Genomic DNA, 19,723 nt, shown 5'->3' with positions numbered 1-19,723 from the left:
CATGTTATATTTCTCTTCCTTTTGACAAGACTGATAAAAAGGAGAGATGCGCATGAGTGTCTTTGAATTAATTGCCCGGGTTGTAATTGCCTATCTTTTTTTATTGGCACTAACCAGGCTGATGGGAAGAAAGGAAATCAGCCAGATGACGTTTTTTAACTTTATATCCGCGATTGTTTTCGGCACATTGGGCGGAACCCTGATTACGGATCCCAACATGAGCATCCGTAATGGATTACTAGTCGTTGCCTGCTGGGGAGCTGTTACCATACTAACCGGCTACCTCGATCTCAAATCCAAAACAGCACGAAACCTGATGACCGGGGAACCTGTCATTATTATTCGTGATGGATTAATCATGGAAAAAACGTTAAAACGGGTGCGGCTGGATGTCAACTCGCTCATGGCGCAGCTGCGGGAAAAAGAAATCTTCTCCTTAACTGAAGTCGATTACGCCATCTTTGAAACGGACGGAAAGCTTTCTGTTATGAAAAAAGGAAGCGGTCAGAAATCTGCCGCTCCCAAACCTCCGATTTTCCCGTTTCCGACAGAGGTAATATCCGACGGTAACATTCATACAGCCAATTTGGATAAACTCCAGCTGGATGAAGCATGGCTTCATCAGCAATTACGAAATCAAGGTATATCATCGGTCAGCGACGTATTTTTTGCACAAGTTCAAAAAGACGGAATCCTTTATATCGACAAACGCGATGACCGCTGAGCGGTTGTACGTTACATCGCGTGCTTGACGCCCTTTTTTACCAAAAACCAATTCGCCGGGTAGCTTGTGCCAAAGCCAATGATCATGGCGATTTGCATCATGAACCAGAACACGGGGCCGTTTGGCTTCGGCGGTTCTGAGAAGAAGACGTAATGGGACAGGGCCATCCAAGCAAACATCCCGAGTTCAAACGCGATCAGTGACCAGGTATCGGCTTTAATCGCATTTTTGAGCTTCTCTCCAGCCGGCTTCGAGCCCATTCCCATGCCATAATACTGAAACGCAATACCGAGAATGTAGGCCAAAACAAATTCGACTGCAAAATCTGCAAAAAGTGTGCTTCCTGCAATCGTCAGCCCGGTTAAAAAGACAATCGGAGCGCCGATAAGATCGCCAAGCGAGCAACCGCTGCTGCAATGCGTCGTGGAGACGACAACACTCTGCCAGAACGGTTTATCACTATGATGCATCTCTTCGTGATTGGAATGATCCATTTCCTTTTTGGCGTCCGGAACGCCCAGCTTGTAATACATCCATAAGCCAATCAATGGAAAGTAAAGCCCGGTCAGGGGCCAAACCACATTCATCACCTTCATCGTTTGCGGGTGGCTGATAGAATGGACCAAAATGATGAGGAACTGCAAAACGCCAATTCCAATTCCAATGTATGATAGAATTTCAAGCCACTGCATGTTTGGCTTCACCTCTTTCTATATAAATGAATGATTGGAAAAGCGGCCCCCTCAGAGCCGCCTTTATTTATTTCTTTTCATCTGAAGGACCATGTCCGATTCCGCGGAGAAGCTGAAGCATAATATACACTCCCCGGCTGATCTCCGGATCTTTCAGCGTTTTGATCAGTTTAAGGAATCCAACATCCTCAACGCTTGGCACCTCTGTTCCCTCTTCCTTTTGCTTTCGTGTGTATCGTGTCGTCAGTTCATCAATGCCTTCAAGATTCAGCATGCCCAGGAATTCAACTAACCGGGTAAAGTTATGCAGGATGGTAGAATTCGGTTTATTATTGGCTTCAAAAGCGAGATTTCCCATAATGTGCTCCTGTTTGGCAACCATTGCGTTCATCATGGCAAGGTTTCCGCTCTCATGCAGGAGGCTGAAAAACCGGACGGTCTCAAGCATCGCCTCTTTATTTTCAGACAACACATCAAGCAATTCATTCAGGTTATCTTGTTTTATCTTTTCCTCTGGAATCTCCATGCGTTTTATGTCTTTGATCCGCTCAGCCATCTTTTTTTACCTCCTCGTTTCCAGGAAAAATGTAATCCACCCGATCCCACTTTTTCTGAACATCCACGCCATACTGCGGATTGCGTTTTCCTCTTCGGTAGTTGTACAGCGGCAGCGGCGAGTCTCCTTTTTTCTCCAGCACTTCGACTTTGGCCGGAACTTCTTTATAAGCCGGTGTATTGGTATCTTTATCCGTAATATTGCTCGTTAAATAGTTGATGGCGCTTTTGCCGTTGTCATTGAGCGGAAGGTACGCCTCCTGCCCGAACACTTCCTTGGATATGTGCACCTGGGTAACCGCTTCTCCATTTTCATTAGAAATTTTAATCTTGGAGCCTTCTTCCATTCCATACTTTTCTGCAGCCTCTTCGGACACCGCAATCCAGGAATTTGGCACTTTTGCACGGATTCCTTTTGTATGATAGGTCATATTGCCTTCATGGAAATGCTCCAGTATACGGCCATTGTTGATATGGAGATGGTGCTCCTCATCGATATGATAGTGGCGTGCAAAATTAACCGGGTGAAGCTTCGCCTTACCATCCGGGAATGGAAAACCGTCCGTGAACAAAACAGGCGTATCTTTTCCTTCTTTATTTACTGGCCACTGCAGGCTCTCAAAGTTTTCGAGCCGCTCATAGCTTACCCCTTCAAAAATTGGCACAAGCCCTGCTGCCTCGGCCATAATGTCAGCTGGAGAGGAATAGCTCCAGTCAAATCCAAGCCGTTTGGCAATCTCGCAATAGATCTCCCAGTCCGGCCTCGATTCACCGAGCGGCTCCAGAGCAGGATACAAACGCTGAATTCTGCGCTCGGTATTCGTGAACGTTCCTTCTTTTTCAAGACTTGGTGAAGCCGGCAGCACCACATCGGCATATTCCGCCGTGTTGGTTAAAAAGAGATCCTGCACGACAAAGAACTCCAGCTTTTCAAAGGCTTCGGTTACGTAATTGATATTGGAGTCCACTACGCCCATGTCTTCACCGGTGACATAAAGAGATTTCAGCTTTCCGTCATAAATGCCCTGCACCATCTCATGGTTGTCCATTCCTTCATTCGTTGAAAGCTTGACCTGCCATGCCTGTTCGAACTTCGCCACTGCGTCATGATCACTGATTTTCTGATACCCTGGCAATGTGTCCGGCATGCTTCCAAAGTCACTCGCACCCTGCACATTATTGTGGCCGCGCAGCGGGTATGCACCGGTTCCCTCCCGGCCGTAATTGCCGGTAACAAGCAGCAGATTGGAAATGGCCGTGGACGTATCCGAGCCAATCTGGTGCTGCGTGACGCCCATCGCCCAGCAAATGCACGTTTTGTCAGAATCGCGAATGGCTTCTGCCACCTGGATCAGTGTTTCCTGTGAAATTCCGGTAATTTCTTCTGCCGTTCCCAATGTGAAGGGCTTAAGGCTTTCCACATACTCTTCAAAATGATTCACTTTCTCTGCTAGAAATGCTTCATCATGCCAGCCCATGTCAATGAGGTATTTGGCAATGGCTGAAATCCACACCAGATCCGTTCCCGGCTCAGGATGGATGAAAAGATCCGCCCGTTCTGCCATTTCATGCTTGCGGAGGTCGGCAACGATCAGCTTTTGTCCGAACATCTTGTGGGATCGCTTGATTTTGGAGGCAAGCACCGGGTGAGCTTCCGCTGTGTTGGAGCCGATCATGATGACGAGCTCTGCTGCCTGGAGGTCATGCATAGACCCTGCATCTCCCCCGTAGCCCACGGTCCGGTTAAGACCTTTGGTCGCCGGGGACTGGCAGTAACGGGAGCAATTATCAATATTGTTCGTTCCGATCACCTGGCGTGCGATTTTCTGAATCAGGTATGATTCTTCATTCGTCGCTTTGGATGAGGCGATAAAGCCGAGTGCATCAGGACCGTGTTTTCCCTTAATTTCCTTGAACTTATCCGTGATGTAGTCAAGGGCTTCGTCCCATTCCACTTCTTTAAAATATTCACCTTCGCGGATTAATGGGCGGGTCAAACGTGCTTCGCTGTTAATATGTCCCCAGGCGAACTTCCCTTTGATGCAGGACATGATGCCGTTGGCCGGCGCTTCGGGTACCGGATCCATTTTCAGGATTTCACGGCCCTTCGTCCAGGCTTCAAAGCTGCAGCCGACACCGCAATACGTACATACCGTTTTTGTTTTCTTGATCTGGTCTTCCCTCATCTTCGCTTCCGAATCCGATATGGCAAAAAGCGGACCATACCCTGTTTCCGCTTCCTTCGTTACATCAATCATGGAACGCAAATAGTCCGGACGGATATCCGTGAGGAAACCAGCCTGGCCCTGCATGCTGTTTTCCATCAGCGCATTGCACGGGCATACGGTTACACATTGCCCGCAGCTTACGCAAGAGGATTCTTCGATCGGAACATTGTTATCCCAGATGACCCGGGGCTGCTGAAGGTCCCAATCAATGGAAAGCGTTTCATTGACTTCAACCGTCTGGCATACTTCCACACATTGTCCGCACAAAATACACTGATCAGGGTCATATCTGTAAAATTGTCCTTTATCAAGATCGTAGCTTTTCGCTTTGAAATTTTTAATTTGATGTTCAAGCCCCATGTCTTTCACGGTATTGTGGATCGTGCAGTCACCATTGTTGTTGTCGCATACGGTGCAATATAATTCGTGATTTTCAAGGATGTTGTCCATCGCTTTAAACTGGGCATCCTTCACTTTCGGAGTGTCCGTCTGAATTTCCATTCCTTCTTTTACGAAGGTGCCGCATCCCCTGACGATTTCACCGTTCACAAGGACAGCACACGTATCACAGGTTTCAATCGGTCCCAGACTCTCCTGATAGCAAACATGCGGAAGATAGACTTGTTTGTCCAGCAGGACCTGCAGAACACTTTGTCCCTGTTCAGCCTCGAATTGATCTCCGTTAATGACAACTGATAGTTTGTTTTCCATCTGTCTCCTCCTTAACCTGGTTTATTGTGGGATAAAAAGTTTTAACGTCCATTTTTTAAAAGAACAGGAGCATCCATACACGAAGTAAAATCTTTACATTGTAAAGTTTTATACAGAAAAAAGAAGAGTGGCAGGCAAATCGGCCACGAACAAAAAGCAGGGCATCCTCACCGTCGTTTGTGGGACGGCAGCCGCTGCATTCAGCGTCAATCCTGGTTTTTCAATCATGGATTCACCTCACTCTTCCCTCTTTGGTTACTTGTTGATATCTTTTATTTTGTTCCCTGAACGGCCATATCTATAAACGTCATGTCAAGAATTTTCTAATTACTCCCTTCCTAAAGAGCAGCTGAACACGTTTTAATCCAGGAAAAAAGGGGATTACACCTAAAAGAACGTTTACATACCTGCAGCTGAATTATGTTCTGCTGCCTTTTGCCGTTCAATTTCAAAAAATGTGCTGAAAGGAGAGGCTATGAAAAAGATTGTAGGAATCTGGGGCAGCTGCCTTCTTTTTTTATCCGGTTGTTCAGCCATCAATAGCTTGGATGTCCTGAACCCCGCCGGCAGTCAGGCAGAGGAACAATATTCACTCATTAAACTCAGCATTTATATTATGTTAATTGTCATGGTCACCGTTGTGGTCCTTTTTGTCCGGTTTGTTTACAAATACCGGGCACGGCCGGGCTATACACCCGAAAAGCACCAAGAAAACCGTAATAAAAAACTGGAGCTCACCTGGACCATTCTCCCCTTTGTCCTTCTCCTTATCCTCGCTGTTCCCATGGTGAAAAGTGTATTTGGGGAAGAGAAACAGGATAACCGCGGGGCGATGAAAGTGAAAGTAACCGCCAGTGAATACTGGTGGAAATTCGAATACCCGGGAGAGGGGATTGTCACCTCCCAGGAACTTCATTTGCCCAAAGGAAAACGCGTGGTCATAGAACTTCACTCGATGGATGTGATCCATTCGTTCTGGGTACCCCAATTGGGGGGAAAACAGGATTTGATTCCCGGAAGGACAAACAAAATGGCCATTACTCCCGAAAAAGTCGGTACATATCAAGGGAAATGCGGCGAATTTTGCGGAGCGGGCCATTCCTTTATGCGTTTTCTGGTAAAAGTGGACAGCCAAAAGGATTACGAGCAATGGGTAAATCAAATGAAAAAAGACAACACATCATCAAAGCTCAACTCACAGGAGTCGGACGGCAGAAAAGTCTTTGAAGCTAACTGTTTGAGCTGCCACGCGACAAGCGGCCTTACGAGCTCCAATCAAGGAAAGGAAGGACCCAATCTGTCTGATTTCGGCGACCGCGAACGTGTTGCCGGCTTCCTTCCCAACACAGAAAAAAATGTACAGAAGTGGCTGAAGGATCCGGCGAAAGTAAAGCCGGGAACTGAAATGCCAAAAGCCAAGGGGCTCAGCAACAAGGACTACACTGCACTTTCCGCTTACTTGAAGACGCTGAAAAAGTGATGTTTTATATTCTTCAAAGATTTTGTTGATTGGAATGGAAGGTGCGAGACTCGATCAGTAACTATCTAAAGAAGCTGGGGGGATAGATATGCCGTTTTTCAATACACAACTCAAATTCGCTTCTGACATTATCGCCGCCAATATTTCCATTCTCGTAATTCTGGTGGCTGCTGTGATCTATATCTCTTTGGCTAAAAAGTGGAAGATGACGTGGATGCTGGTCCGCACGATGGATCACCGCAAAATCGGCATTCTTTATATTGCCTGGGGATTCGTTTTTTTCCTTCGTGCCGGACTCGACGCCATGCTGATGAGGACACAGCTAGCTTTTCCGGATTTTAAATTCTGGGTCTTCCAGGGGGATAAATATGATCAGGTCATGACGACACATGGGACTCTCATGATCTTTTTTGTGGCGATGCCTTTTTTGATCGGTTTGATGAACATCGCCGTACCTCTTCAGATCGGGGCAAGAGACCTTGCCTTTCCGTTTTTCAACTCATTAAGCATGTGGCTCTTTGTGATCGGCGGCTTGCTGATCAATATGAGCTTTGTGTTGGGCGGTGCGCCGTCCACCGGATGGACCTCCTATGTTCCGCTGGCAGTGGACAAGGATATTGTGGGAAACGGCACGGCGTTTTACGACATGGGTGTCCAGGTTTCCGGGATCGGTACCATTATGACTTCGATTAACATGATCACCACTATTTTAAAGCACCGTGCACCCGGGATGGGATTTATGAAGATTCCGCTGTTTACCTGGTCGGTCCTGATCACTTCCATCCTTATTCTTTTTGCTTTTCCTGTACTCAGTGCGGCTTTGTTGATCCTGTTGTTTGATAATCAGTTCGGCACCCATATTTTCAGCGGCGAAAACGGGAATCCCGTGCTTTGGCAGCATTTATTTTGGGCGTTTGGCCATCCTGAGGTTTATATTGTCATTCTTCCGGCCTTCGGAATCTTTTCCCAGGTCATTTCCACATTCGCTTCCAAACGGATCTTTGGCTATTCCTCCATGGTTCTCTCTATGCTTGTTATCGGTTTTTTAAGCTTCATGGTCTGGATTCACCATATGTTTACCGTCGGCCTTGGCGCTTTTGCCAATGTGGTGTTTGCCATCACCTCCATGCTGATTGCCGTTCCTACGGGAATTAAGATCTTTAACTGGCTGTTCACCATTCGGGGCGGCTCTGTCCGGTTTACGACGGCCATGCTCTATGCGCTTGCCTTTATTCCCTCATTTGTTATCGGGGGAGTAACCGGGGTCATGCAGGCAGTCGTTCCTGCGGATTACCAATACCATGACTCTTACTTTGTCGTGGCCCATCTGCATTACGTCATGGTCGGCGGTACTGTGCTTGGCGCCTTTTCCGGATTTTACTTCTGGTGGCCAAAAATGTTTGGCTATATTCTCAATGACAAGATCGGAAAATGGCAGGCCTGGACATTTATCATCGGTTTTCATATGACGTTTTTGCCGATGCACCTTTCCGGCCTTCAGGGAATGCCCCGGAGAACCTTTACCTACCTGCCGGAGGACGGGCTGTTCGAATTTAACTTTATCAGTACGATGGGCGCCTATCTGATGGCCGTCAGTGTGCTTCTGTTCCTGTGGAATGTCTTTTACAGCTATCGGAAAAAACCACGGCATGGAGTGGCTGATCCGTGGGACGGGCGCACAATGGAATGGGCGGTTTCCTCCCCTTCCTCTCATTTGCGCTGGCCGTACTTGCCTGTTGTCAGGGATTTGGAAAACCTTTGGTATGAAAAGGATCATGGTGACGGCACGCTGCAGTTTTCCCAAAAGGCAGAAAAGAGAATTGTGGTCGAGAAGCCAACCATTATTCCACTTTTGCTGAGCGGTGGATTTTTCACCATCTCCTTTGGCTTGATTTTTGAAGTGCCCCTCATCACGATCGCAGGCTTTATCGGAACATTGCTTCTTATGGCCTGGCGCTCCATCACGTATGAGCAGAGCATCGAACTTTATACGAGTGAACAGCTTGAAGAAGCCATTCGAAGGGAGGAAGCGTAAATGGGAGTGGAGACCAACGTAGAAAATTCAACCGAAACCCTTCTCGAATATGCCTCGCCAAGAAAGACCGCCATGTTTCTGTTTATCTGTGCGGAAGCTGTCATTTTCGGATCCTTGTTTGCCACCTATTTTGTGATGCTCCACCATTTGGGAGACGGCCCGGGACCGAAGGAGTTTTTTAAATTCAAGGAAATTATTCTCCCAACCATTTTGCTTCTTTCCAGCAGCCTGACCTGGTACCTTGCGGAAAAAACCCTGCATGTCCGGGAAAAGGGAAAAACCTTGTTTTTCATCGGACTGACTGTCCTCCTGGCCCTTGGTTTTCTTTCCCTGGAAATGATAGAGTTTCTGAAAAATATCGGAGACGGGTACACCTTGAGCAGAAGCCCTTTTATCTCCTCCTACTACCTGCTTGTCGGACTGCATGGATGTCACGTCCTGTTCGGCATACTGTGGATGGCCCTTTTGCTCGTCCATGTAAAAACAAAAGGCGCTACCGTTGCCAACCACGGCCGGTTTGTTTCATTCGGAATCTATTGGCACTTTGTCGATTCAGTCTGGGTCTTCATCTTCCTGCTGCTCTATGGCCTCGGCCAGTTTTTATAGCTTTTGCAGAAGCCCTCTTTCTTTTCAAAAGAAAGGGGGCTTATTTTAGTAGAATAGAAATACGTGTTACAATGTGGTAAATAAGTAACCAGTTTGATAGAAACTGTGTATAAGTGGGGGTAAACATTGGCTCGAGTACAAAGACGCAGAAAGAGAAAGTTCCGCTGGGGACGTTTTATTTTGTTAATGATCCTTCTTTTGATCCTGGTTGGGGGAGCATACAGCTACTTCCAATACAAGCAGGGCTTGTCCCAGGCAAGCGATGGAAAATTTGAGGATGATAAGAAAAACGAAGAACAGTTTAAAGGCGATTTGCCCGAGAACGGTAAAATAAATGTCCTTTTACTCGGAAGTGATTCCAGAGGAGAAGCGCATTCCCGGACAGACTCTATTTTGATCGGCCAGTATGACCAGAAGAGCCATCAGCCCAAATTGGTGTCTATTATGCGGGACACCTATGTTGATGTTCCTGGCCACGGCAAGCAGAAGATTAATTCCGCCTATGCGTTCGGCGGTCCCGAGCTGCTGCGGAAAACCATTGAACAAAACTTTGGCGTGGATATCAACTACTACGCGGTCGTTGATTTTCAGGGCTTTTCCAAAATTGCTGACACCATTGCTCCAAAAGGGGTTAAAGTGAATGTGCCGCAAAACCTTATTGACGACATGAAACTGGACTTAGAGCCCGGATACCAGAATCTTCACGGAAAAGACTTGCTCAGTTATGTGCGCTTCCGCCATGACGCCCAGAGTGACTTTGGCCGTGTTGCCCGTCAGCAGGAAGTCCTGTCCAAATTAAAGACAGAAGCTACCCGTATTAAAAATGTATTTAAACTGCCGAAAATCGTTGGCTTGCTGGATCCATACATTGAGACCAACGTCGATTCCAAGTCCAAGCTCATTGTGGGCAAAGACTTTATTACCGGACAGGCTCATAACGTCAAGACGCTCCGCATCCCATTGGACAATTCCTTCCAAAATGAGCGCCACAATGTAGGAGATGTCCTCAGCATCGATCTTGAGAAAAATAAGGCAGCGCTGCAGGAGTTTTTATCTGCTAAATAGCAGATTCGGGTACAAAACAGGACAGATCATGTGATCTGTCCTGTTTTTTTGTTGATTTTCTTATGATATGTACACCTGCCGGAGCGTTAGTTGCGGTTCCAGCCGGTTTAGTTGCGGTGCTGGGGAGTTTAGTTGCGGTTCGACACGTCTTAGTTGCGGTGCCGGGATATTTAGTTGCGGTTCGACACGAAATAGTTGCATATCACATCATTTTCATTTTTCGACAAATAAAAGAAGCACTGTCCGCTAAATCAACAGTGCTTCTGCTTCCTCAAATTGCGGATCTACTCTCCGGCATACCGGAACGAAGGCCGTCCTTTCACACCGGGACGATAGCGGAAGAGACCGCCAGCTTGCGGCTGCTCCTTCAGGTCGCTGTCGCTCAGGTGCTGCCTTGCTGTAGTGATGTACAGCTCATCGAGATTTTCCCCGCCAAAAACACAGCATGTCACATTGGAAGCGGGCACGTCGATCTTTTGCAGCACCTTTCCGTCCGCCGGATCGATTTGCACCAATCCCCAGCCGCCGTAAAGTGCCACCCAGAGCATTCCATCATCATCAATCGTCATACCGTCGGGAGCTCCCACTTCATCGGTGAAGTCCTTTACGACTCTTCCTTCTCCCACTTCTCCAATATCGAGATTATAAGAGTAAGCCTTTACCTGCATGGTTGGTGTATCAATAAAATAAAAAACCGTGCCATCGTCACTCCAGGCCAAGCCGTTGGAAATGGTCAAGTCGCTCATCAGCACATCGACTGTGCCATCGAGATTCAGCCGGTAAAGCGATCCTGCTCCTTTATCTTCATTCAGGGAAAGCGTCCCTGCCAAAAAGCGTCCACGCGGATCACATTTACCATCGTTGAAACGATTTCCCGGGAGATGCTCCTCGGGATCTGCGATTTTATCCATTGAGCTTGTGCCATCCTCATTCAACTCCAGATGGTAAAAGCCGTGCTGGGCGGCTAAAACAAACCCGCCATCTTTTTTTAATGCCAATGTTCCCGGATATTGGTCCAGCTCATATTTCTTTGTATCCCCGGAACGCGGGTCAAACGATTGAATGCTATTCCCAAGAATGTTCACCCAGTAGAGCTTGTTGCTGCGCTCATCCCAGATTGGTCCTTCTCCAAGCATCGCTTTTTCATCATGCACTAATTCAACTTTATCTGTCATTTCCTTCACCGTCCTGCCAGAGAATTTGTTTGTATTTCGGAAAGCTCGACCCGCCGTCCTTCACGATGAGAGAGCGCTGCCGCTTCATTGACGAGAGTCAGGTTGCGGATATCCTCTTTATGAATAGAAGGCGTGCCGTTATTCAAAATAGCATCGACCCACTGCTCCATCGCAGACGGCAACGCTTTAGGAATCTGGTCGGACATGATAAGCCCATCGTCTTCCACATGGCTTGAAATCAGCTCTTTTGGCTGGCGGTTTTCAAAAAGAAGTGTCCCCTCGGTGCCGTAAAGTTCGAGCTGATCGGGGCAACCGTATGCTAAAAAGCCGGTCTCAATCATCCCCAGGGCTCCTGATTCAAATTCCACAATGACCGCCGCATTGTCATCCACCTCATGCCCCTTCGTCTGTTGCAGCCGTGCGGTGACCGCTTTTACCTTTCCTCCCAATCGGTTAGACAAGTAAATCGGATGAGCGCCAAGATCGATCAGGGCACCTCCGCCTGTTTCTTCCTTTTTAAAAAACTGTGAAGGCAGCCAGCCATGCTCGCTTTCTTCCGTTGGCACGGCGCCATTATGGGCGACACGGCAGCGGATGGAAGTCAGCTCGCCCAACAGGCCCTCGTCCAGTATTTTTTGCGCATAAAGATAGAACCGTTCGGTCAGGCGTGGCAGGGAAACCATCAGCTGCACACCGGCTTCCTCCGCAGCTGACAGGATTTCGTCACACTCCTTCAGGGTGGTCGCAAGCACTTTTTCTGTAAAAATATGTTTCTTGTGACGGGCCGCCGACACAATCACTTCCTTATGTACTGAGGTGGGAGTGGTGACAATTACCCCATGGATGTCCTCGTTGGACAAAATGTTCTCGAGATCTGCCTCGAACGGCACGTTCAATTCATTTGCCCATTGCTTCCCGCGCTCCTGATCTTCATCCCAGACACTCATGATGTTGATTTGTTTATTTTCACTGGCTTCCTTTGCATAATCCTTTGCGTGGACATGCCATTTGCTTAACAGTGCAACATTCAACATAGACTCCGCTCCTCTGCAATCTCATTCAATTCTTTACTATCCTTTTTCTTTTCCCCCTGGTTTTTGATCAAAAACTTATTTATCAAGCTCATCCAGACGCTTTTTACATAAACCCTCCCTCTATCTAATTCTTACTTCCACTCCCCTTTTCCTCCACCATAAAAAAGGATGGCATCCATTGCGGCGCCATCCTTTCCTTGTTATTTTACTTTTGCCACCATTTTACCCTTCACGTGCCGTTCAGAAAGTCGGACCAGTGCTGATGGAACTTCTTCCAGAGAAATCGTTTCCTTCAGCATGGAATCGAGTTTTCCTTCTGCCATAAGCTCTAGCATATGGTCTCCAATGACGGCGAGGTCCTTTTCAGAGCGCTCGTCGTTGGACTGATTGGCTGCACCTAGCGCGATCTCATGGTAGGAAACGACTTTCGTGAACGGTGTTACTTTTGAAAAATCAGGAGCTCCGGCAATGTACACGATGTGCCCCATGAAAGCCAGCATGTCCAGTGAATCTGTTGCGCTTAGGCGGCTTACCGCATCCACCACGGCATCCACACCACGGCCGTTTGTCATTTCCATAACCCTGGCTTGTACATCTTCCTCCCGATAATCAATCACATAATCGGCTCCGAGCGATTTGACATATTCATGGTTGTGGCCGGAAGCCGTTGAAATGACTTTCTTGCTGGCAAGCCTGGCAAGCTGGACGCCAAATCCTCCGACACCTCCCGCTCCTCCGTGGATGAGAATGCTTTCCACCTGGTCAAACGGAAGCTTTCGAAATAGTGCCTGATAAGCGGTATAGCCTGCGGTTGGTATAGCTGCAGCATTCTCAAATGAAACATTGTCGGGGATACGGGATACGGTGTGGGCTGTGGCAACAGTGTACTCAGCATAACCACCTTTTCTTGTAAGATCACCGTGATAGACGACCCGGTCTCCCTTTTTCCACTGAGTCACACCTTCACCCGTTTCCGCTACGACTCCTGCCGTATCCAGTCCAAGAATGTGCGGATACGACCAGTTCGGGTTGCCGTTGGTCGCTGTTTTGTAATCAACGGGGTTCAAACCGACGGCGTGGACTTGTACGAGAATTTCACCCTTTCCGGGCTTTGGTGTTTCGATGTCCTCCACCTTCATGTTCTGCCATTGGTTTTTATCGTGTAAAAGCAATGCTTTCATATTTATTCACTCCTTTAGAGATGTTTACCTTCTATAGTTTCTCCCTGCATGGTATATAATATATACTGGTTTCACTCAGAACAAGGCACCATTTTGTAACCTGCCCATCATAAGAGGAGGACTTGCATTGAAACAGCTGCATCACGAATACACCTGCGCCATCGACCTTGTCATCGACATTATTGGAGGCAAGTGGAAGGTTTTAATTTTATGGAATTTAAATGAAGGGGCAAAACGTTTCAACGAGCTGAAACGTTCCATGCCAGACATTACTCAGAAAATGCTCACTCAGCAGTTGAAAGAACTTCAAGAGCATGGTTTAGTCAGCCGAACAGCATTGGGTGATTCGCATGTGGAGTATGACACTACCGATATGGGAAAAAAGCTGCAGCCCGTTCTTTTTGCCATGTGCCGCTTTGGAGATGAATTTGCGGAACAGCACGGCATTGCCATGAACCGCTGCTGGACAAGCTATGATTTCATGCAGAAATAATGGTTGACTGCAGTTTTGTTTTTATGTTAATTTGTATATGCAAATGAAAGGAATGATCGCCCGTGACGGAAGAAGAACAAGTACTCATACATTGTTTATATTTTACAGCCAGCCGTTTTGCCCGCAACATTACAAAGCTTGCTGAAAACACGCTGGACGGCGGGGATCTTGCACCCTCTTATTTGTACATGATCATGATTGTCAAGTTTAATCCGGATATCACTCAGAAAGAGCTGTGCACCAAACTGTCGATCGCTCCTTCCACAAGCACACGATTTATTGATAAACTCGAGAAGCAAAAGCTTGTGAATCGGAAAGCAGACGGTAAACAAACATTCATCTCATTGACGGAAGAAGGAGAAAAGGTTTATGATCGTTTCCGCGCTTCGTTAAAAGAGATGTTCGCTCGCTATTCTGACGTCCTGGGAGTAGATTTCAGCCTGGATTTAAGCAAGAAGCTGCATGAAGCCAGCAATAAGCTTGAAAAAGAGCTTTAAAAATTTTTACATTTTCATTTGTATATACAAATGTTTGGAGGCGAAAAAATGACTGACAAAGTAATTGTTATTGCAGGAGCTGGACCTGGAATCAGTATGGCAGCAGCGAAAAAGTTTGGCAGTGAAGGATATAAGGTAGCACTCATCGCGAGGCGTCTTGAAGCACTCAAGGAGTATGAAAAGCAACTACGAAATCTCGGTATTGAAGCAAAAGGCTTTCCAGGAGATGTTTCCTCTGAAATCAGCCTGAAAACCGCCATTTCAGCTATAGCTGATAGATATGGAAAAATTGATACATTGCTTTATAATGCCGCTTCCGGAAAGCCGGGAAAACCTACGGAACTTACCGTTGAGGACCTTGTCCGTGATTTTAAAATCAGTGTAGCCGGGGCATTAATAAGCGTGCAAGAAGTATTGCCTTATATGGAAAATGGTTCGATCCTGCTAACTGGGGGAGGCCTTGCGCTTCAGCCGTTCGCAGATTATGCATCATTAGCGATCGGAAAAGCGGGGATCCGCAACCTGGCATACAGCCTGAGCCAGGAATTAAAAGAGACTGGCATCTATGTTGGAACCTTGACGGTGAAAGGATTTGTTCAAGAGGGAACGCCGTTTTCACCCGATCATATCGCAGACACCTTTTACACCATGAACCAGGAGCGCTCTGAATCCGAAGTTGCTTTTGAAGGAAAATAAACAATACATTAGGAGGATATATTATGAAAACATTAGTTATTGCCGCTCACCCCAATATGGAAGGATCGCTTGTAAACAGGACCTGGATGAACCGTCTTGAAGGTGAAGAAAATGTGACGGTTCATAACCTGTATGCCGCTTATCCGGATGGAAAGATCAGCGCAGAACGCGAACAAGAGCTTTTGCTGGCTCATGACCGCATCGTTTTCCAATTCCCGCTTTATTGGTACAGCAGCCCTGCTTTATTAAAAGAATGGCAGGATGTTGTACTGGCCTACGGATGGGCGTATGGCTCTGAAGGCACAAAGCTTCACGGCAAAGAGTTCATGCTTGCCATTTCAACCGGAGGACCAGAAGAAGCCTACCAGGCAGGCGGATACAATCAATACAGTCTGAATGAACTCTTGAAGCCCTTTCAGGCTACCGCTAACCTGACGGGCATGCGCTATCTGCCTGTTTTTAAAACGCAGGGCGTACGCGTGTTGAGTGAGGAAGAGGTAAAGGCGAGTGCCGAGGCGCTTGTTAACCATATTAAAACAACATTTTAAGCATGAAAAAAGGTGCCAGACGAAAAGAGACTGGCACCTTTAATTTGTTTTTTTACGATTTTTCCAAAAAGCCAGTCCCAAAAGAAGAAGGGGAAAGATGATTTGAAAGGGCAAATGCAGCAAAAGAGGAACGACCCTGATTCCTTCTTTCAGGTGCTCCGGAAAATTACTTGCCATTGTCATGGATATAAACAAAACGACCAGACCAAGAGGATAGGTAAGCCGGGATGCTGGCTTGATGTTGCAGATGTTGGCTGTTCCAATCACCGCCGCATACAAGAAAATGCTGATTTTGAAAAAGCCGCCTACAATGAGGGCAATCATGAAATAAACATCCAGGCGTTCCAGAAAATCAGCCACGTGAATGGTCTGGATCGTACTCAGCAGTGGAAATTGTGACCGGGCAGTCAAATTCACACCGAGGATGCTGAGATTAAACACCATCACAAGCATAAGAGAGATTCCGCTTACTATAACACCGATAATGCCTACATTTCTTATCTTTTTGGAATCCCTTAAATACGGCATGATCATCGAAAAGACGATAAGTTCCCCAAATGGAAAGTAAATCGTTTCTTTAACAGTCGCTTTAACAATCGGTTTCCATCCGTTCTCAAGAACAGGCTGAAGGTTATGCAAATCCACTACGCCTGAAAACAAGACAAGCAAGACGCCAGAACCCGCCAAAAAATAAATAAATACGAGGAACAATTCTCCAGTACGGGCCAGCACTTCGATTCCTTTGGAGACAGAATAGACAATGACGAGAATCATCAAGGTGTTGGCTATAAAAAGCGGTGTTTCTATGTAAGCAAACGTTAGAAGCATCGCCCCAAAGTCCCTGAGCACCCTGGCCGCCACATACACGTTGTACATCATGTACAAAAAAGCAACCGACTTCCCGAGACCTTTTCCCATAATTTTTTGTATATATTCCGTAGGTAAACAATCCGGATAAAAGCAATAAAGGCGATAAAAGACAAAGAATAGCAGTAATCCTCCAATCATTCCCAAAAGAATGACAATCCAGGCGTCCTGCTTTGCTTCAATTCCGATCGCTACAAGCAGTGCACTTCCCAATTCAAACAGAAGAATGAGAGCAAACAGCTGATAGGGTGTGATTTTGACTTTTTCCATGAGTTTGCTCCTTTCTTCATTTTCCTTTTATTCCACATCGGACAGGAATGAATTGTTCCGCAGAGCTGTTCGTCTTACGAAGGCATCCGCCTCTACCTCCACCTTCGCTTTGGCAAAATACGTATCATCCCATTTATCAGAAATTCTTTTCCAAGTTTTCGGCTGTGAACGGTGAACCGCATCTCCAAATCCGAAAATATCGGTTTTTTTCTTTTGTGCTGCCGTTATGGCGGATGTTATCTCTTTTTCTATGACTTTTTCAAAGCCGTCTTCTAATTGTTTAATGACCATTGGATCCTTCAGGTTTACCGGCACTTTCGTTTCACCAATATTTCCTTCGGTATCTACCTTTACTTTGAGGTGGGTTTCACCATCGATTTTGAATGCGGAGATTTTGGTATTCTGACGGATCACTTCAAACGCTATGGCTTCCTTTTTTCCTTTTTTGCTAAGATTGATATCGGTTTTCTTAATTTTGTTTAATGTCCATACGACCCCTCTCGCCTGGCTTCCATAAAGCCAGCCCGTTAGCTTTCCGCCTTTAAAGAGCGCCAGCCCGCCAATTTGGGGAGCAGATTCCGGGGTGGTTTGCATGATGCTTTGCGTCGTTTTTCCGGTTTCTCCCGATCCTTTTAAGTTAAACCCACTGATGACAGGCTGTTTTCCATCATCCGTCAGATCCCTGATCACATCCATAATCATGACGTTCATCGTCCCTCCCCATACTCTTTCCGAGAAGCGAAGCAATTTGATCATTTTATTAGCCGGAATTTTATCGATGGCTGTCAGCGTTTTAACGAGATCTGCTGCTTTTACGTGATGAGCAATGACGATGGTGGCCGTATTGCGAAATGTCGCATCCCGGTCAAAGGCGTCCAGAATCGGAAGAACCCCTTTTTTCTTTGCCAGTTCATCACTGATCACCACCAGGTTGGCGTGTGCATAATACAGGTTCCTGGAAACCTTCGTCGACATTCTGCGGCTGACCTCGTCCATGTTGTCTCCCTTGGAGGAGTAAACAGAAACGGCATTCCCCTGGCCCCCTCCGCCACCCTGAAACCCTCCGGTAACATTTCCGGGGTTAATGAACTGAAACGTTCCGACAAACCGTCCCTGTTTATCCAAGTCAAGGCCGACTGCGGACACCAGAGCCAGGTCATTCAGTTCTTTTTTGCTCCAGCATCCTGAGAGAAAAGTCAGAGACATGATAAGGAGAAGGAAAACAGCCATATACCGTTTCATTGGTCATCACCTTCGTTTTTTGTAACCATCCCTCTGCTTTGATCCGGTTGGGGTCTGCCTGTATCCTCACCCTGGCGTGTTTGGTTGTTGCCGCTCATAAAGGCCGGCCGTTTTCTATCTGCCCACAACGGCCCCCGTACAAATGTATCATTGATGTCAGCCGGAACAAACGGAGCAAGCGGGGACAGATAAGGCACACCAAATGAGCGAAGCCCGCTCAAATGGACGACAAGGATGATAAAACCAAGAATCATCCCAAAAAATCCGAAGGTGGCCGCACTGATCATAAATAAAAACCGAAGCAGTCGCACAGAAATCGCAATTCCGAAAGAGGGTGTCGCAAAGCTTGCAATCGCTGTGATCGCAACAATGATGACCATGGCCGGAGACACTACTCCAGCCTGAACGGCCGCCTGCCCAATGACCAGCGCACCAACGATGGAAATGGCAGACCCGATCGCTTTTGGCATCCGGATACCGGCCTCCCTCAAGATTTCAAAGGTAACCTCCATGATCAAGGCCTCCACAAAGCTTGGAAACGGAACCGATTCCCGCTGGGCGGCGATGGCGACCAGCAGCTGGGTCGGAATCATCTCCTGGTGAAAGGTTGTAGCCGCAATGTAGGTTGCCGGTCCAATGAGAGAAATAAAAAAGATAAGAACGCGTAAAAAACGCAGAGCGGTGGAAATGTAGAACCGTTCAGTATAATCCTCAATGGACTGAAAGAACTGCACGAATACGACCGGTGCCAGCAGAACAAAGGGGGATCCATTAACAAAGAGCGCAAACCGCCCCTCAAGAAGGTTTCCTGCCACCACATCGGGACGCTCCGAGTGATACATGGTAGGAAAGGCAGTGATTGCCTGGTCTTCAATGTACTGCTCGATGTAACCGGACTCCAGGACACCATCAATATCTATTTTCTCCAGCCGGCTGCGGAGTTCCTCAATAATGTCGTCTCTCGCAATTCCCTTCACATACATAATCGTTACCTTTGTTTTAGTGACTCTTCCGATGGTCATCGTTTCTGTCCAAAGGTTTGGGTTTTGAATAATCCTGCGCACCATCGAGATATTGGTCTCGATCGATTCCGTGAACCCTTCCCTGGATCCCCGGATGGCACGCTGCGTACTCGGCTCCTCAATGGAACGCCGTTCTCCCCCCTCTGTGGAGGTACTCATCGCTTCTGAATAACCATCTGCAAAAATAATCGTATGACCTGACATCAGCGCCTGAAACAACGTTTCCCAATCCTTAACTGGTTCCATGTTGCCCAAAGGCAGATACCCCTCAATCATTTCTTGCATGCTGGAAGGCCGGGTTTCGACAGGATCGGATTTCATGAGAGATTCGATGACGATTTCCTGAATCGTCTGGGAATCGGTCAGCCCCTTTAAATAAACGATGGCGGCCTCGGTTTTAAATCGCGGCGAATGATTTAAACGGCGGATAATGATGTCCGTACTGTTTCCTGTCTTATCTTTTATGACTGCCAAATTTTCATCCAAAACGACAGAAAGTGGTGAAGATCCGGCCGGTTTCTTTTGTTCTTTTGCAGTTTTTTTGTCTTTTGGCGGTTTCTTTTTAAAAAAAGACGGCATAACGCACAACACCTTTCCTGCCT

General features: G+C 47.0%; 18 protein-coding genes. 9 read left to right on the top strand and 9 right to left on the bottom strand.

Translation table 11 applies throughout. From position 1 onward, the window contains the following. Window positions 1–52 precede the first annotated feature (52 nt). Window positions 53–724: a YetF domain-containing protein gene (locus tag QYB97_RS10480; protein ID WP_301165944.1), complete on the top strand. Its 672-nt coding sequence runs from the start codon at window positions 53–55 to the stop codon at window positions 722–724. Window positions 725–735: 11 nt separating this feature from the next. Here the strand turns inward: QYB97_RS10480 and QYB97_RS10475 are convergent, their stop codons facing one another. The 3 genes from QYB97_RS10475 to fdhF all read right to left on the bottom strand — a co-directional run bounded on the left by QYB97_RS10475 (window position 736) and on the right by fdhF (window position 4,910). Beyond that, on the bottom strand, window positions 736–1,416 hold the full coding sequence (locus QYB97_RS10475; protein ID WP_301165943.1) for a DUF4396 domain-containing protein: 681 nt from the start codon (window positions 1,414–1,416) through the stop codon (window positions 736–738). Between the two features lie 67 nt (window positions 1,417–1,483). Then, entirely contained in the window at window positions 1,484–1,972 is a 489-nt protein-coding gene (locus tag QYB97_RS10470) for a helical membrane plugin domain-containing protein (RefSeq protein ID WP_301165942.1), read from the bottom strand. Continuing rightward, entirely contained in the window at window positions 1,965–4,910 is a 2,946-nt protein-coding gene (gene fdhF, locus QYB97_RS10465) for a formate dehydrogenase subunit alpha (protein WP_301165941.1), read from the bottom strand. Before fdhF ends, QYB97_RS10470 begins: the two co-directional genes overlap by 8 nt. Before the next feature lie 475 nt (window positions 4,911–5,385). On the opposite strand from fdhF, the gene coxB reads away from it, so the two are divergent. From coxB to QYB97_RS10445, 4 genes are all read left to right on the top strand, one after another. Next, entirely contained in the window at window positions 5,386–6,390 is a 1,005-nt protein-coding gene (gene coxB, locus QYB97_RS10460) for a cytochrome c oxidase subunit II (protein WP_301165940.1), read from the top strand. Window positions 6,391–6,478: 88 nt separating this feature from the next. Then, entirely contained in the window at window positions 6,479–8,425 is a 1,947-nt protein-coding gene (locus QYB97_RS10455; RefSeq protein WP_301165939.1) for a cytochrome c oxidase subunit I, read from the top strand. After that, the gene (locus QYB97_RS10450) at window positions 8,426–9,031 is read left to right on the top strand and encodes a cytochrome c oxidase subunit 3 (RefSeq protein WP_301165938.1); all 606 of its coding nucleotides are present in this window, start codon (window positions 8,426–8,428) and stop codon (window positions 9,029–9,031) included. A 186-nt stretch (window positions 9,032–9,217) separates the two neighbouring features. Beyond that, window positions 9,218–10,096 carry an LCP family protein gene (locus QYB97_RS10445; RefSeq protein ID WP_301165979.1) on the top strand — a complete coding sequence of 293 codons (879 nt, stop codon included), beginning with the start codon at window positions 9,218–9,220 and terminating at the stop codon, window positions 10,094–10,096. A 284-nt stretch (window positions 10,097–10,380) separates the two neighbouring features. On the opposite strand, the gene QYB97_RS10440 is transcribed toward QYB97_RS10445, so the two are convergent. From QYB97_RS10440 to QYB97_RS10430, 3 genes are all read right to left on the bottom strand, one after another. Continuing rightward, window positions 10,381–11,271 carry an SMP-30/gluconolactonase/LRE family protein gene (locus QYB97_RS10440; protein WP_301165937.1) on the bottom strand — a complete coding sequence of 297 codons (891 nt, stop codon included), beginning with the start codon at window positions 11,269–11,271 and terminating at the stop codon, window positions 10,381–10,383. A 5-nt stretch (window positions 11,272–11,276) separates the two neighbouring features. After that, window positions 11,277–12,305, bottom strand: a complete 1,029-nt coding sequence (locus QYB97_RS10435; RefSeq protein ID WP_301165936.1) for a Gfo/Idh/MocA family protein — start codon at window positions 12,303–12,305, stop codon at window positions 11,277–11,279. A gap of 200 nt (window positions 12,306–12,505) precedes the next feature. Further along, window positions 12,506–13,486, bottom strand: coding sequence for a zinc-binding dehydrogenase (locus QYB97_RS10430; protein WP_301165935.1), 981 nt, complete (start codon window positions 13,484–13,486; stop codon window positions 12,506–12,508). Between the two features lie 127 nt (window positions 13,487–13,613). Between QYB97_RS10430 and QYB97_RS10425 the strand changes: the two genes are divergently transcribed. The 4 genes from QYB97_RS10425 (at window position 13,614) to QYB97_RS10410 (ending at window position 15,720) form a co-directional block, all read left to right on the top strand. After that, window positions 13,614–13,979 carry a winged helix-turn-helix transcriptional regulator gene (locus QYB97_RS10425; RefSeq protein ID WP_301165934.1) on the top strand — a complete coding sequence of 122 codons (366 nt, stop codon included), beginning with the start codon at window positions 13,614–13,616 and terminating at the stop codon, window positions 13,977–13,979. Window positions 13,980–14,041: 62 nt separating this feature from the next. After that, window positions 14,042–14,476, top strand: a complete 435-nt coding sequence (locus QYB97_RS10420; RefSeq protein WP_301165933.1) for a MarR family winged helix-turn-helix transcriptional regulator — start codon at window positions 14,042–14,044, stop codon at window positions 14,474–14,476. Window positions 14,477–14,524: 48 nt separating this feature from the next. Further along, the gene (locus QYB97_RS10415) at window positions 14,525–15,172 is read left to right on the top strand and encodes an SDR family NAD(P)-dependent oxidoreductase (RefSeq protein WP_301165932.1); all 648 of its coding nucleotides are present in this window, start codon (window positions 14,525–14,527) and stop codon (window positions 15,170–15,172) included. Window positions 15,173–15,195: 23 nt separating this feature from the next. After that, complete coding sequence (locus tag QYB97_RS10410) at window positions 15,196–15,720, top strand: NAD(P)H-dependent oxidoreductase (RefSeq protein ID WP_301165931.1); 525 nt, start codon at window positions 15,196–15,198, stop codon at window positions 15,718–15,720. A 39-nt stretch (window positions 15,721–15,759) separates the two neighbouring features. On the opposite strand, the gene QYB97_RS10405 is transcribed toward QYB97_RS10410, so the two are convergent. The 3 genes from QYB97_RS10405 to QYB97_RS10395 are packed head-to-tail and all read right to left on the bottom strand — an operon-like array spanning window position 15,760 to window position 19,700. Further along, entirely contained in the window at window positions 15,760–16,857 is a 1,098-nt protein-coding gene (locus tag QYB97_RS10405) for a GerAB/ArcD/ProY family transporter (RefSeq protein WP_301165930.1), read from the bottom strand. 27 nt (window positions 16,858–16,884) lie between these two features. After that, window positions 16,885–18,099 (bottom strand): Ger(x)C family spore germination protein, encoded by a 1,215-nt coding sequence (locus tag QYB97_RS10400; RefSeq protein ID WP_301165929.1) that lies wholly within the window; start codon window positions 18,097–18,099, stop codon window positions 16,885–16,887. Then, a complete protein-coding gene (locus tag QYB97_RS10395; protein WP_301165928.1) occupies window positions 18,096–19,700 on the bottom strand; it encodes a spore germination protein in 1,605 nt (534 codons plus the stop codon). The genes QYB97_RS10400 and QYB97_RS10395 overlap by 4 nt, the downstream gene beginning before the upstream one ends. Window positions 19,701–19,723 lie beyond the last annotated feature (23 nt).

The organism is Fictibacillus fluitans (assembly GCF_030418125.1).
Lineage (GTDB): Bacteria > Bacillota > Bacilli > Bacillales > Fictibacillaceae > Fictibacillus_C > Fictibacillus_C fluitans.
Note: the sequence above shows the minus strand (reverse complement) of the source record. Positions and strands in the feature narration are given on the sequence as shown.